Genomic DNA, 14110 nt, shown 5'->3' with positions numbered 1-14110 from the left:
TCAACCTAACGCAGTTTGCACTTGGTCTCGGGCTTGTCTACGCCGAGGGTGTCGAGTTCCGAGACCTGGTGCAGAAAGCCTTCCTGAGGCGACACGGACACCACCATACGCCCGTCCGCCAGCAGGATCGGTTGGCGCAGTTGCAGGTTCCAGTCGCGCAGCGTCAATGGTTGTCCCTTGAAGGCGGCGAGCGAGAAATTCGGACTCTTGAGGAATGTGGTGATGGCTTTTGGATCGCCGGAATTGGTGCGTGCGGCGGCCTCGCCAATCATGCGCGCGGCGGTCCAGGCCTGCATGTCGAGGGCCGTCATACGCCGTGAATTGAGCTTCAGGAAACGGTTCTGCAACTGGATCGCGCCCCATTGATCGTGCGCCGCGTCCCAACTGGTCGCAACCAGGCCGGCCGAGCCAGCGATCGGCCGCGGGTCCCAGGTGCGGTAGGGCAGATAGGCGGCGAACACTTCGCTCTCATCGGCAGCAACGAGAACATCGTAGGCCGGCGCCTGCTGGGTGAAGACCGGCATCTGGCGCTGGATCAGGGTGATGCCACTGTCGGTGCGGCGGGCGCCTCCGGTATCCTCGAACACCCGTTCCTGTACGATCTTGGCGCCAAAGCGCGTGGCGGCGCGGCGCAACGCATCGGCGAACAGTTTGTCCTCCGGGTGCGATCCCAGCACCAGCAACCAGCGCTTCCATTGTTTCCACACCAGGTATTGTGCCAGCGCGTCGGCCAGCATCGAGCGTGTCGGTGCGACGTGGATCACATTGCCGCGGCAATCTTCCTCGCGCAGCCGATCGTCGGAGGCACCGGCATTCAGCAGCAGCGCGCCGTTGCTGCTGGCAGCATCCGCGGCCTTCAGCAGCGCATCCGCCGGCAGGTCCGCGATGATGAAAGCGACGTTGCGGCTGGCGAGGGCGGTGACCGCGGCGGCGGGATCATCGCCATCCTTGAGGCGGACCTCATCGAGCACGTAGCGCTGGTTGAGGAACCGGCCGGTGGTATTGTTGTCCTCGATCGCGAGCCGTGCACCGGCGACGCCATTGTTCTCCGCCGGCTGTGCCGCCAGCGAGAGCGTGGACTTGACGCCGGCAGGACCGAGATAGCCGATCCGGATCTCGGTAGGATCGGCAGCAAGAGAGGGGCAGACAAGCGAGGTTGCAATCAGCGCGCACACACATGCGATCGCGCCCAATATCGATCGGGCCAAACACATCCTCCCACAATATTCTTCTCGGGCACTTCCTGCTTGCAAGATGGCCGATCCGTCTTAAGTTGCAACGAACATTTTGGTGTAGCCGGGCTGCGAGCGGAACCGTGACGCGGGTGCTTTGGTGGATTATTCTGCTGATGATCGTGCCGCCTTCGACGGCCTGGGCGCAAGCGCCTGCATCAAATTCGCAGGCCGGCTCCAAAGCCGCGGTGTTCGATTTCGAACTGGCCGACAGCAGCCTCGAAGGCGAGAAAAATGGGCCGCAGGCCGACGAGCAGGCCCGGTTGATGCGGATCAGCGATCAGGTGCGCAAGGGCCTCGCCGAGTCGGGCAAATTCGTTATCGTCGACATCGCCCCCGTAAACACCGCAGCGCACAACAGCAACCTGCAGGCCTGCGGGGAGTGTGACGTCGATCTCGCCAGGAAACTCGGCGCCGACCTCGCCATCACCGGCGTGGTGCGCAAGATTTCGACACTCATTCTCAGCATGATCATCTATGTGCGTGACGCGAAGACGGGACAGCAGGTCACCGCGATGAGCGCGGATTTTCGCGGCAACACCGACGAATCCTGGGCGCGCACCGCGAGCTTCCTGCTGCGTAACCGGCTGCTCGAGCCGAATTACGGCGTGCGTCACTGAGAGGACGGCGTCCTCAAACCTTCAGACGCGCCGCATGCCAGCGCAGATGGTCATCCATGAAGGTCGAGATGAAGTAGTAGCTGTGGTCGTAGCCGTCGGACCGGCGCAGCGTGAGCGGGATACCTGCTTTGGTGCAAGCCTGCTCCAGGAGCTCCGGGCGAAGCTGCTGGGTAAGGAACTGGTCCGCATTACCGACGTCGACCAGCAGGTCGGAGACGCGCGCGCCGTCGTCGATCAGGGCCACCGCATCGTGCCGGCGCCAGGCTTTGCGATCGTCTCCGAGATAGCCGCCCAGCGCCTTGATGCCCCACGGGACTTGGGAAGGTGCGACAATGGGCGCAAATGCGCTCACCGCACGGTAACGGTCGGGAAGGCGCAGCGCGATCGTTAGCGCGCCATGGCCGCCCATGGAATGACCGAGAATGGATTGCCGCGTCCGATCCGCCGGGAAGTGTTCCGCAATCACCGCAGGCAGTTCCTCGGTGACGTAGCTCCACATCCGGTAATGCTGCGCGAAAGGCGGCTGCGTGGCATCCACGTAGAAGCCGGCACCGAGCCCGAAATCATAGGCGCCAGCCGGATCGCCGGGCACGCCGTCGCCGCGCGGGCTGGTGTCGGGTGCCACGAAGATCAATCCCAGTTCGGCACAGGCGCGGCGAAATTCGCCTTTCTCGGTGACGTTGGCATGGGTGCAGGTGAGGCCGGACAAATACCAGACCACCGGCAGCGTCACGCCCTTCTCAGCCTGAGGCGGAAGATAGACCGAGAAGGTCATGGTTGTGGCGGTGGCGCGGCTTGCGTGCTTGTAGACGCCTTGCGTGCCGCCATACGATCGATTGAGCGACACCGTTTCGATAGTCATGACGTCTCCAGGTCCGGCCGCTGGTCGCGGGGGATCTTGAATAAATTATTGCGGATCGCGCGACGAGGTGTCGTGCCCGACAAAGGGGGGAGGCCGGCGGTGATCCGCCAGCCTCTTGCGGATCAGGCCGCCTTTGACTTGGCGACGTGGGTCGCGATCGCATCCATCAATGCCGGCGACAGGCAGTCGTAGGGTTCGAGCCCCAACTCCTTGAGCCGTGCCCTGATGCCGTCCATCTCTGATGGATTGACCCCGGACTCGATCACCGACGACACGAACGCGGCGAAACCGGGGGCAGCCGAGCCCTGTTCGGTGAACAGTTCAGCGTGGACGAAGTCCAGGCCATAGAACGGATGACCCTTGTTCTCGATGCGGCCGTACATGTGCACGCCGCAGCCGGTGCAGGCGTGGCGCTGGATCGCGGCGCTGGTGTCCACGATCTTGAGCTTGTCGCCATTCTCCAGCACCGTCACGTTGTCGCGCGGCACCACGGCCACCACCGAGAACGTGGCGCCGTCAGGCTTCCAGCATTTGGTGCAGCCACAGGCGTGGTTGTGGGCGATATCGCCCTTGATGCCGACCTTGACCTGCTTATCCCTGCATTTGCAGGCCAGAGTTCCGCCGGCGAAGTGTCCGGTGCCTTTGCGGACACCGCCATCGACGGATGGGTGGATGTGAACAGTCATGGATCAATCCTCCTTCTGCGTTTGTTGTTGGTCAGAAAACGACGACGGAACGTATCGACTTGCCTTCGTGCATCAGGTCGAAACCCTTGTTGATTTCCTCCAGTTTCAGAACATGGGTGATCATCGGATCGATCTGGATCTTTCCGTTCATGTACCAGTCGACGATCTTCGGCACGTCGGTCCGTCCCCGCGCGCCGCCGAACGCAGTGCCTTTCCACACGCGTCCGGTGACAAGCTGGAACGGCCGGGTGGCAATCTCCTTGCCGGACTCCGCGACGCCGATCACCACCGACACACCCCAGCCGCGATGGCAGGCTTCGAGCGCCTGGCGCATCACGGTGGTGTTGCCGGTGCAATCAAAGGTGTAGTCGGCGCCGCCGTCGGTCAGCGTCACAAGATGCGAGACGATGTCGCCGCTGATCTTGGTCGGGTTGACGAAATGGGTCATGCCGAAGCGTTTGCCCCAGTCGGCCTTGTCGTCATTGATGTCGACACCGATGATCTTGTCGGCACCGACCATCCTTGCGCCCTGGATCACGTTGAGGCCGATGCCGCCGAGGCCGAACACCACCACATTGGCGCCGGGCGTGACCTTGGCGGTGTTGACTACGGCACCGACGCCGGTGGTGACGCCGCAGCCGATGTAGCAGCTTTTGTCGAAGGGAGCGTCCTCGCGGATCTTCGCCACTGCGATCTCGGGCAGCACGGTGAAGTTCGAGAACGTCGAACAGCCCATGTAGTGGTAGACCGGCTGGCCCTTGTAGCTGAAGCGCGAGGTGCCGTCGGGCATCACACCCTTGCCCTGGGTGGCGCGAATGGCGGTGCAGAGATTGGTCTTGCCGCTGAGGCAGCTTTTGCACTGCCGGCACTCCGGCGTGTAGAGCGGGATCACGTGATCGCCGGGCTTCACCGACAGCACGCCGGCGCCGACCTCGCGCACGATGCCGGCGCCTTCATGGCCGAGGATCGAGGGGAAGATGCCTTCGCTGTCGAAACCATCGAGGGTGTAGGCGTCGGTGTGGCAGATGCCGGTGGCCTTGATTTCGACCAGCACTTCGCCGGCCTTCGGGCCTTCGAGATCGAGCTCGACGATTTCGAGGGGCTTCTTTGCGGCGAACGCGACGGCTGCGCGAGTCTTCATTTTTGTTGTCTCCGCCCAAACGATTTTCGTTTGAGCCTGGATGGGGTGGGTTCTGTTCCAAGCCGCATTCGGGAATTCGGCTTGATGTCGAAGGGAGTGTTGCTTGCGATGATGCGAAGCATTGCACGGTTATACAGAACGTCAAGATTGCAATTGTTGAACTGCGCTTTTCTTCGTGTGATCGGCTGGATTTGCAGGTTTTTTGTGATGCGAACGCGCGAAGTACTTGCCGCATTGCGGCGTGACATGGCAAACGAATTGTTGTGACAATTCCCGTGTAGTATCGGGATAACTCGCACGTAGTATCGGGATAACACGCTGCACGAATCGTGCGTCGTGTTGGTGATTGAGCATTCGGAATCGAAAGGGATCATTGAAATGATATCGCGCCGTACCATGCTGCTGACGTTGGTGACGAGCACTCTGATCGGCGGCAGCTTGCCGGCGCTCGCGACGTCGCACCGTTTCGATCCTGTCCGGATCTTCGATACGGACAATGACGGCACGCTCGATCTCGACGAAGTCAAGGACGTGGCTTCAGCGGTGTTCGACAGATTAGATCCCGATCACGACGGAACGCTCGACGTTCGCGAAGTGCGGGGACGTCTGACCGCGCGAGAACTCGCGATCGCCGATCCCGATCGTGATGGCACGCTGGACAAGGACGAGTATCTTGCGATTGTCGAGCAGCGCTTCAGGGCCGCCGATCCTGACAACGACGGGACCCTGGATCGCAAAGAGTTCCGCTCAAAGGCGGGGCAAGCGCTGTTGCGGCTGTTGAGATAGAACGGCCGCGAGATCGAGCGTCAAAGGAGATGCCGGCACGGCCTCGCGGCCGTGCGCTCAGGTCAGTCGGCTTTCGATCGCCAGCCGTACCAGTTCGGCCGAGGTCCGCACGCCCAGCTTCTGGCGCATGATCGACGAGGTGTTGGCGATCGTCTTGTAGGACGCGTGCACCAGCCAGGCGATTTCGGTCAGGCTCTTGCCGGCGCTCAGCAGCCGCAGGATTTCGATCTCGCGCGAGGTCAATTTCGCCAGCGGGCTCTGGGCGAAGGCCGGTTTGGCAAAGGCGATGTCGCGCGCAATAGCTGGCGGCAGGAAGACGCCGCCTTTGCCGACTTCGCGGATCGCTTCGACGAGATCGAATGGGTCGCCGGACTTCGACACATAGCCCTTGGCGCCGGCTTCAATCGCGCGTGCGGCGAAGATCGGATCGTCGTTCATGCTGAACATGATGATGCGGGCAGACGCGGAGTGGGCCAGGATTCGGCGCGCCAGTTCGAAGCCGGAGACGCCGGGGAGATTGATATCGAGCACGCAGACATCGGGCTTCTCCGCCAGGAAGACTTGCTCGCCGCTGTCCGCATCGGCGGCGTCGATAATCTCGATGTCGGAATCACCCGCCAGCAGCGCGCGACAGCCGGAAGCGATGATGGGATGATCGTCGACGATCAGGACACGCATGGGCACCCGGCACATATCTGTTGCATCTGTTGCAGCGCATTCTGCTGCAATGCGGCGCGGTTACGCGATCACCCTGCAAATGCGGGCAATCGGCAATCCGCTTGCTGTTAGCCATTGCAAACAAAATGCAGTCGCGTTCAATTAGATAGCCGCAGTTTTTGTCTGTCAATGTTGGTCTTGAAAGCTGCGAGATGTCAGGATGAGCGGAGCCGGATGATGTGGCGGAAGCTGTCTTTGCGGGCGCGTCTGAACATGCTTCTGGCGCTGGTGCTGGGGCTTGGCCTCGCGGTCAACATCGGGCGGCTGGTGTGGGAGGCGGGCCCGCGGGTCCAGGCGGAGGACCGCAGTACGGTGCGGTTGGCGCGGGAGTTCATCGAGAGCCGGATCGCGGGCCTTGGTGAGACCGGCGATCCCGATGCGCGGTTGAATCAAATTGCCGCGGATCTGAGCCGGCTGCGCCATGTCAGCATCACCCGCGAAGGCGGTGATCCGGGAAGAAGTCCTGAGTTTGTCGGGAGAGATGGTTCGGACGATCCCGACCTGCGTGCGCCACCGGCATGGTTCGTCGCGCTGATCCATCCGGAGCAGACCACGGTGCGGGTTCCGGTCGCTGCCAACGGTCGCTCGCTTGGGGCGCTGGTGGTGACGTCGCATCCCAACGACGAGATGGCCGAAATCTGGGACGGCATCGTCACCCAGCTCGAGGTGGGATCCGCGGTCGCGCTGCTGTTGTTCCTGGTGACCATGACGGTGGTGAAGCGGGCGCTGGCACCGATTGATGCGCTGGCGCAGGCCATGCTGAGCATCGAAGCCGGCCACTACGACACCCGCGTGGCGCCGGACGGCTCCTCGGAACTGGCCGCCATCTGCGGCAAGCTCAATCATCTGGCTGCAACGCTGGGAGATGCGGTGGAGGAGAAGCGGCTGCTGGCGGAGCGGGTGGTGTCGTTGCAGGACGTCGAGCGCAAGGAAATCGCGCGCGAACTGCATGACGAGTTCGGTCCCTATCTGTTTGCGCTGCGGGCCCATCTCGCCTCGCTGATGCGGATGGCGGATACGCCGTCACCACGGCTCGAGGCGTTGCGAAAGCACGCAAGCGCCATGCTGGATCAAGTGAATGCCTTGCAACAGGCCAATCGGCGGGTGCTCGAGCGGCTACGGCCGGTCGGACTTGCAGAATTGGGGTTGCACGAGGCGCTCGCAGCCCTGTTTCGGCTGTGGCGCGAGGTGCATCCGGATGTCGTGGTCGAGGCGCGTATCGCGCCTGCGCCCGGGAGCGGAGAGACTGCCGACCTGACGATCTACCGCACGGTGCAGGAGGCGCTGACCAACGCATTCCGTCACTCCGGCGCGACCCATATTAAAGTCACGGTCGAATTGATCCCGCTGCCCTCGGATCGGCGGCGCGGCGCGGCGCGGGTGCGAGTTGAGGACAATGGCGGCGGTCTGCCCGCCGATCACAAGCTTGGCTTGGGTCTGACAGGAATGCGGGAGCGGGTGATGGCGCTTGGAGGTCATGTGACCGTGACGTCGACCGGTCGCGGTGTGACGGTGGAAGCAACGATCCCCGGTGACGATGAGTGCAAGAATGCAACACTGATGCACAATCGTCGGTTGTCCCAGGCGTCATGAGCGATATCGCCGCAGACGGGGCCTTTTCGAGGCTGTTTGGGAAGTTTTCCCGTGAAGGTTGGGACCTTTTTCGCGTGTCCGACATCTGATGAAACATTAGCTTTTTTCCCGACCACCCAAGCCGGCGATCAGACCGGGCAAAAGGGGATGGGAGGAAGCTAATATGGGCGCTCGATATCTGTCGGTCCTGCCACTGTGTCTCGCCTGCATGGCGGGACGTGCCGACGCCCAGACCGCGCCTCCGCCGACATCAGCGGCCACAACCATTCCGACCATCGAGGTCTTTGCCACCACGCCCTTGAGCAGTTCCGGCATGGATCCCGACAAGGTGCCGGCCGCCGTCACCACGGTTCACGCCAACGACATCCAGCGCACCGACTCCATGAATATCACCGATGCGCTGCTGCAGCGGGTGCCGGGGGTCATCATCAATGAAGTCGCCGGCAACCCGTTTCAACCCGACGTCCAGTTCCGCGGCTTTACCGCTTCGCCCGTGGCGGGCACGCCGCAGGGGCTTGCAGTGTACCAGAACGGCGTGCGCATCAACGAGGCGTTCGGAGACACCGTCAACTGGGATCTGATCCCGACCTTGGCGATCCAGTCCGTCGACGTCGTGACCAACAACCCTGCGTTCGGCCTCAACGCCCTCGGTGGTGCGCTGAACATCCGCATGAAGGACGGCTTCAGCTATCAGGGCGCGGAGGCCACCATCATGGGTGGCTCCTATGGCCGCGTTCAGGGCGGGATTCAGTGGGGGAAGAAGGTCGACAATTTCGCCGTCTACGGCGCGTTCGAAGGTCTGCACGACAACGGCTTCCGCAATTTTTCGCAGTCCGACGTCCGTCGATTCTACGGCGACGTCGGCTATCGCAACGACGTCAGCGAATTTCATCTCAACATGGGTTTCGCCAACAACAATTTTGGCGCAGCCGCGACGGTGCCGGTCGAACTGCTGCAGGCGCGCGGCTGGGGCGCGACTTATACGACACCACAGACCAGCAGCAACCGCGTCGGCTATCTCAATCTGACCGGCAAAGTGGAGGCGACGCCGACCTGGACACTCGAAGGTTCAGCGCGTGTCCGCAAGTTCAGTCAGAGGACCCAGGACGGCAACCCGACCGGGGCGATCCCTTGCGCCGATCCGACATTGCTTTGTTTCGGCGATGACCCCATCCCGGCTAACGGCCTGAACGGCGTGCAACTCAACAATCCGTTTGCTGATGGCGCCACGCTTGGCGAGAACGACCGCACATCGACTCGCTCGACCACGACCGGCGCGTCGCTGCAGGCGACCAACACCGATCGGCTGTTCGGGCTGAACAACCGATTCGTGCTCGGCGGCAGCGTTGATTATGGCTTCACCAATTTCAACGCCAGCGCCGAACTCGGCACGCTGGGGCCGAACTACGTGCTGACCGGCTCGGGCATCTTCCTTGGAGAGTCAGGTGTCCCGTTGTCGATCGGGCCAGTGTCGCTGCGCACCACCAATCTTTACGGCGGCCTCTATGCGCTCGATACGCTGGACCTGACCAACAGCCTCTCCGTAACCGGCGGCGGCCGCTTCAACACCGCCGACATCAGCCTCCGAGATCAACTCGGTACGGCGCTGAATGGCGACCACAGCTACAGCCGCTTCAATCCGATCATTGGCGCCACCTACAAGATCACGCCAGAGCTGTCGGTCTATGCCGGCTACTCGGAGGCCAACCGCGCTCCGACCCCGCTTGAGCTCGGCTGTGCCGACCCGAACAATCCATGCACCATCGCGGCTTTCCTCGTATCCGACCCGCCGCTGAAGCAGGTGGTGTCGCACACGATTGAAGCTGGTGTTCGCGGCAGCCGTAATCTGGGGCCGGAGTTCGGCGCGCTGAGCTGGAAGCTCGGTGTGTTCCGCACTGACAACAAGGACGACATCCTTGCCATCCCAAGCGAACTGCAGGGTTTCGGCTATTTCCAGAACGTCGGCTCGACCCGGCGCGAGGGTGTGGAAGCAGAACTGAATCTCAAAGCCAGCCGGTTTGAACTTTATGCAAGCTACACGTTCGTGGATGCGCGCTTCCGCGACGCGATGGTACTGGGCTCCAACAGCCCAACGGCAGAAGACAATGGCGGCGTGATCCAGGTCCTGCCGGGCAACCAGATTCCCTCGGTCCCGCGGCACCGGGTCAAGGCCGGCGTCGATGTCAACGTCACCGATGCTTTCAAGCTCGGCGGCGACATGCTGTTTGTCAGCAGCCAGTATTTCGACGGCGACGGGTCCAATCAGGAGGCGAAGCTCGGCTCCTACACCGTGTTCAACCTGCACGGTTCCTATCAGATCAATAAGACATTCCAGGTCTTTGGCCGCATCGATAACCTCCTCGACAACCGCTATTACACCCACGGCACCTTCTTCGAAACCGATGCAGTTCCAAATTTTGCCACGGGCGGGCAATTCGCCGATGCTCGCTCCGTCAGCCCGGCGCGTCCGCGCGCGTTCTATGCGGGATTGCGGGCGAGGTTCTGAGCAGCAACAGGTGCCAACGATTAAGCCGTCAACGAAAAAGCCCGGCGCGACGCCGGGCTTTTTTGTGAAATCCTGTTGATCTGTTGAACGCGCTTAGCGGCGCACGATCAATCCCTTTTGCGTTACCACCACCCAGCGGCCGTCCTGATAGCGGACCGCATCGACGCGGCCGAGGCCCGGAAGTGGATCGCCAGGATAGGCTTCGTAAGCGCCCATCGGCCCGTTGACGATGGCGCCGCCGCCGCTGACGCGGCTGAGTGTCCAGCCATCCACAATCCCGAGCTTCTTGCCGGCGTCGGTCTTGGCGGGGGTGGCTGCGATCGAACCCGTGGTTTCGGGTGCCGCGGATGCGCTGGCTGCGCGCAGCTTGTCCTGCATCTTTTCCTGGGCGTCGCCGATCTTGCCGACCTTGGTGGCGGTGTCCTCCTGCGACTTTTCGACCTTCTCGAGGCGGTCGCCGAGTTTGCCGATCTGCGCAGTGCGGGACTTGCCAGTGCGGTCGAGGTCGGCTTTCAGCCCGCCGATGTCGGCGGTCAGGCGGGCGACGGCGTCCCGGAGCGGAGCTGTCTCATCGACGGCCGCCGTCTTGGTGTCTTGCGGCGCGGAGAGGTGACCCAGCGCTAGCGTCGCCAGCGAACCACCCGCGGCGCCGCACACCGCCGCGACTGCGATCACGGCTGCCATGGCCATCAGCCGCCGGCGGCGCAGGCTGGCTCGCGCGTTCGGCTTGCGGGTGAAGCCGTCGTCGTCCGCATAGGACGAACTGGCCGAGCTTTCAGGACGCTCGGGCCACAGGATCATGATGTTAGAGGAATTGCGCGTGGTCTCGCGGTCGGTTTCGGGGGTGACCGGATCGGCAGGAACTGCCGATCCCTGAAATTCCGCGGGCGTGCTGGCGGAGGGTACCGTCGACGCCGGCTCGGGAGCATCCTTGGCGGACATATCCGACACACCGGGGACGATCGAGGGGCTGTTGTCGGCCCTGTCGCTCGCTTTGCTGCCCGGGTCGGCGGCACTGTGCTCGGTCACGATCAATTCTCCTGATGTCGTTGATTATTTAGTGACCATCAATTGTTGCGAATTGGTTACCAATCTGTGTCTGTCTATCTGAAAAGACGACACAATTTGTCTTGTTGCTACGCGGTAGAAACGGAGCCTGGGCCAGGATTGGGCGATCGTCGGACGGCCTTATTTTTTCCGCAGGTTCCTTTCCCTGGAACTTGTCGTGAACCATCCGGTTGGTTGCGATGTCTCATCTGAACGACTGAGGCTCAGGGCCACCACGGATCGCGGATCATCCATGTCGATTCTGTTCGCCATAGTCATTTTCGCGGCGCTCCTCGGGATCGTACTGACATCGAGCGTGGCCTTTATTCTTGTCTCGCTGTCCCGCAGCTCCCGGTTGATCGCGGCCCGGGCGGGCAGGGTGCCGATTGAAGCGTTTGTCGTGCAGCCGCCGCGACGCCACCGCACCGTGCGGTTTGTGCAGCGCCGCTCGGCTCCGCTGCTGGCCATGAGCCGAGATCTCCTGCGCGAGATTTTCTGAGCGCCTTCCTTGCCATCAGCCTTGATCATCGGTCGGCAAAGCCGGTACCGGTTCGCGCACAGAAAGTGCATAAGGGCAGAATCTGGAGCCGCCAGTTCCGATTGCGATCGGAATTGAGGTTCAAGGTATTTTGATCCCGAGGACCCAATGCCGCAGGTGACGAGAACTCTGGCGCAGATTCCGCTCTTTCGGACTCTCGATCAGCAGCAACTGCAGCGTGTTGAGAGCTCCTGCGCCTGGCGCCGGGTGGCGGCGAAGGAATGGGTGCTCGACCACGATGCGGAAGGGACCGACGTATTTTTTGTGCTTCATGGGCACCTGCGTGTGGTGATTTCTGTCGGGAGCCGAGAGACGATTCTGCGCGATCTCCAGGCCGGCGAATATTTTGGCGAATTGGCTGCACTTGATCTGAAGCCACGAACAGGGGGAATCGTGGCCATCACGGATTCGATGCTGGCGCGCATGCCTGCGGCTGCGTTCCGACGCGCCATCCATGAGCATCCTGATGTCTGCGACCAGGTTCTTGCCGTGCTGGTCGGCCAGATTCGGATGCTGGCGAACCGTGCCAGTGAGACATCAGGTTTGAGTATGAAACATCGGCTGTGGGCCGAACTGTTGCGGTTGGCGCGCCCGGCCCAGGGGACGTCGGGCTTGCTCGTTGTCTCGCCACCGCCCACTCATTCGGAGCTCGCAGCCAGGGTGAGCGGCAATCGGGAGGCCGTGACACGGGAGCTCGGCGTGCTGGAACGGGCGGCCCTTATCACACGCCGCCGCGGCGCGATCGAACTGCTGGACGCAAATCGGCTGCGCCGGATGGTCGACGACGCTGCCGACGATTGAGGCGTGACTGCCGCCAGCCCGCGCGCAGACTAGGAGGCTCGCTTCAGGTTCGTCTGTGCAAGTCGCCTGGCCTTGGCCACCGCACTCACCTGATTGTAGTACGTGATGATGTCGACTGTCTGGCCTTGCTGCAGTGTTTGCTGAACCTGGGCGGAGGACATGCCGACCTGGAGCTGCGCATTGCTGACATTGAGCTGCACGGTGAGCGCGCCTGCCTGCGTATACGCTGCGGTCCATTCGGTCACGGCCTCGTTAAGGTCGTTTGCCACGGCGGTGAAATTCGCCGAGCTGGCGTCGGCGATAGCCGTCTGGATGTCGGAAATGGCTTGCGAGACGTCGCTATTCAACATCTGCCATTCATCGAGAATGACCTCAAGATCAGTCTGCAGCTGTTCGGTCTGGTTAGCCATCGCCGTATAGGCACTCGAGAGCAGCGTGAGGGTGGACACATCGGCCGTGATGCCGGTGATCTGATTTTCGAGCGTCGTGATTGCCGACTTGTCGGCTTTGATTTTCTCCGCATCGAGCGCAATGAAAGTGGTTGCAACGGCGACGGCCGGACCGAGGACGATCCAGGCGAGCGCGCCGAGTGGCCATGCTCCGATGGTGACCACGATGCCCAGTGTCAGGGCGGCGCCACCGGCGATGCCGAGCGCAATAATCGCGGCAGTGATCGATTTGATGTCGGACTGAAGCTGCTGAACCTGCGTGTTCAAACTGGCGATCTGCTGCTGGTCGGCGTTGGAGGCGTTGATCGAGGTTGTCGCAATCGCCTGCAGTTGGGTCGCCATGCCCGGCAGGACATCTTTGAAATTCTGTAGCTGCGTAATTGCTCCGGAAATGAAGGTCGTGATCAGACCCAACTGGTCCTTGAGGCTCGACAAATCGTTATTCAGGATGGCGAGTGCCATGGGGTTGTTGGGATTGGATTCCAGCAGAGCGGTCTGCGCCAGTGCGTCCTGCAGCAGCATGGTGACAAGGCGGTCGTAGTTTTGCACTTCGCCCGGAACGTTGAGCAGGCGGGCCATCACGTTGTTGACCCAGTTGAGCGCGTCCCCGGTCGCGGCCTCATAGGCCGTGACGAAGTCCTCCCAATCCGGCGGATGATCGTTCAGGGACGGCAATGACGAGCTCAGGACACCGGTGATGAACGTGTTCACGACCACCACATTCTTTTTGTAGGTATTTTGCGCCTCAGCGAGATTTCTCGCGTTCTTTCGAATCGCGCGGGCTAGGGAAAATTTTCGAATGGGGCGCGGCATAGGACCCTGTCCCTCTGTGGTGACCTGCAGGTGTTCCGATGGGTGGTCGTTCCGGACCACTTACCCTGCACGAGGGAGGCGCCGGGACGCTGTGTGAAAAATCACAAGTTGAACATTGCCGGGCTTGCACGCGGGTGGGGCAGGTCAGAGCCCGGGCTGGGAGGGGGGCCGGGTGCCTTTTGGGGCGAACGACGTGGAGGGCACCCGCCTGCGCTAAGGATTTATCGGGATCTGGCAGGTCTGCCGTGCCGGCGTTGCCACCCCGTCCCGGACATTGTATGAATTTTGCCCGTTACTGAGCTTTTGGATCTGCCTGAAG

13 protein-coding genes are annotated in these 14110 nt (G+C 62.1%); 6 read left to right on the top strand and 7 right to left on the bottom strand.

Features of this window, described 5'->3' with window-relative positions:
- Positions 1 to 5: 5 nt before the first annotated feature.
- The gene (locus tag RS897_RS34215) at positions 6 to 1214 is read right to left on the bottom strand and encodes an ABC transporter substrate-binding protein (protein WP_315833089.1); all 1209 of its coding nucleotides are present in this window, start codon (positions 1212 to 1214) and stop codon (positions 6 to 8) included.
- 134 nt (positions 1215 to 1348) lie between these two features.
- Here RS897_RS34215 and RS897_RS34210 point away from each other — a divergent pair, with 134 nt between their 5' ends.
- A complete protein-coding gene (locus tag RS897_RS34210) occupies positions 1349 to 1852 on the top strand; it encodes a DUF3280 domain-containing protein (protein WP_407654584.1) in 504 nt (167 codons plus the stop codon).
- Between the two features lie 13 nt (positions 1853 to 1865).
- Here RS897_RS34210 and fghA read toward each other — a convergent pair whose 3' ends face one another.
- From fghA to RS897_RS34195, 3 genes are all read right to left on the bottom strand, one after another.
- Positions 1866 to 2714 carry an S-formylglutathione hydrolase gene (fghA, locus tag RS897_RS34205; protein ID WP_315833087.1) on the bottom strand — a complete coding sequence of 283 codons (849 nt, stop codon included), beginning with the start codon at positions 2712 to 2714 and terminating at the stop codon, positions 1866 to 1868.
- 122 nt (positions 2715 to 2836) lie between these two features.
- Positions 2837 to 3400, bottom strand: coding sequence for an S-(hydroxymethyl)glutathione synthase (gfa, locus tag RS897_RS34200; protein ID WP_315833086.1), 564 nt, complete (start codon positions 3398 to 3400; stop codon positions 2837 to 2839).
- A 31-nt stretch (positions 3401 to 3431) separates the two neighbouring features.
- Positions 3432 to 4541 carry an S-(hydroxymethyl)glutathione dehydrogenase/class III alcohol dehydrogenase gene (locus RS897_RS34195; RefSeq protein WP_315833085.1) on the bottom strand — a complete coding sequence of 370 codons (1110 nt, stop codon included), beginning with the start codon at positions 4539 to 4541 and terminating at the stop codon, positions 3432 to 3434.
- A 378-nt stretch (positions 4542 to 4919) separates the two neighbouring features.
- On the opposite strand from RS897_RS34195, the gene lanM reads away from it, so the two are divergent.
- Positions 4920 to 5327, top strand: a complete 408-nt coding sequence (lanM, locus tag RS897_RS34190) for a lanmodulin LanM (protein ID WP_315833084.1) — start codon at positions 4920 to 4922, stop codon at positions 5325 to 5327.
- A 57-nt stretch (positions 5328 to 5384) separates the two neighbouring features.
- Here lanM and RS897_RS34185 read toward each other — a convergent pair whose 3' ends face one another.
- On the bottom strand, positions 5385 to 6005 hold the full coding sequence (locus tag RS897_RS34185; protein WP_315838830.1) for a response regulator transcription factor: 621 nt from the start codon (positions 6003 to 6005) through the stop codon (positions 5385 to 5387).
- Positions 6006 to 6221: 216 nt separating this feature from the next.
- Between RS897_RS34185 and RS897_RS34180 the strand changes: the two genes are divergently transcribed.
- Positions 6222 to 7637, top strand: a complete 1416-nt coding sequence (locus tag RS897_RS34180) for an ATP-binding protein (protein ID WP_315833083.1) — start codon at positions 6222 to 6224, stop codon at positions 7635 to 7637.
- Between the two features lie 163 nt (positions 7638 to 7800).
- On the top strand, positions 7801 to 10143 hold the full coding sequence (locus RS897_RS34175; RefSeq protein ID WP_315833082.1) for a TonB-dependent receptor: 2343 nt from the start codon (positions 7801 to 7803) through the stop codon (positions 10141 to 10143).
- 93 nt (positions 10144 to 10236) lie between these two features.
- Here RS897_RS34175 and RS897_RS34170 read toward each other — a convergent pair whose 3' ends face one another.
- Positions 10237 to 11172: a hypothetical protein gene (locus tag RS897_RS34170; RefSeq protein WP_315833081.1), complete on the bottom strand. Its 936-nt coding sequence runs from the start codon at positions 11170 to 11172 to the stop codon at positions 10237 to 10239.
- A gap of 271 nt (positions 11173 to 11443) precedes the next feature.
- Between RS897_RS34170 and RS897_RS34165 the strand changes: the two genes are divergently transcribed.
- Positions 11444 to 11689, top strand: coding sequence for a hypothetical protein (locus tag RS897_RS34165; protein ID WP_315833080.1), 246 nt, complete (start codon positions 11444 to 11446; stop codon positions 11687 to 11689).
- Between the two features lie 147 nt (positions 11690 to 11836).
- Positions 11837 to 12529, top strand: coding sequence for a Crp/Fnr family transcriptional regulator (locus RS897_RS34160; RefSeq protein ID WP_315833079.1), 693 nt, complete (start codon positions 11837 to 11839; stop codon positions 12527 to 12529).
- A 29-nt stretch (positions 12530 to 12558) separates the two neighbouring features.
- Here RS897_RS34160 and RS897_RS34155 read toward each other — a convergent pair whose 3' ends face one another.
- On the bottom strand, positions 12559 to 13791 hold the full coding sequence (locus tag RS897_RS34155) for a hypothetical protein (protein ID WP_315833078.1): 1233 nt from the start codon (positions 13789 to 13791) through the stop codon (positions 12559 to 12561).
- Between the last annotated feature and the right edge of the window lie 319 nt (positions 13792 to 14110).

The organism is Bradyrhizobium prioriisuperbiae (assembly GCF_032397745.1).
GTDB classification, from domain to species: Bacteria; Pseudomonadota; Alphaproteobacteria; order Rhizobiales; family Xanthobacteraceae; genus Bradyrhizobium_A; species Bradyrhizobium_A prioriisuperbiae.
This window is presented reverse-complemented; position numbering and strand designations above follow the sequence as displayed.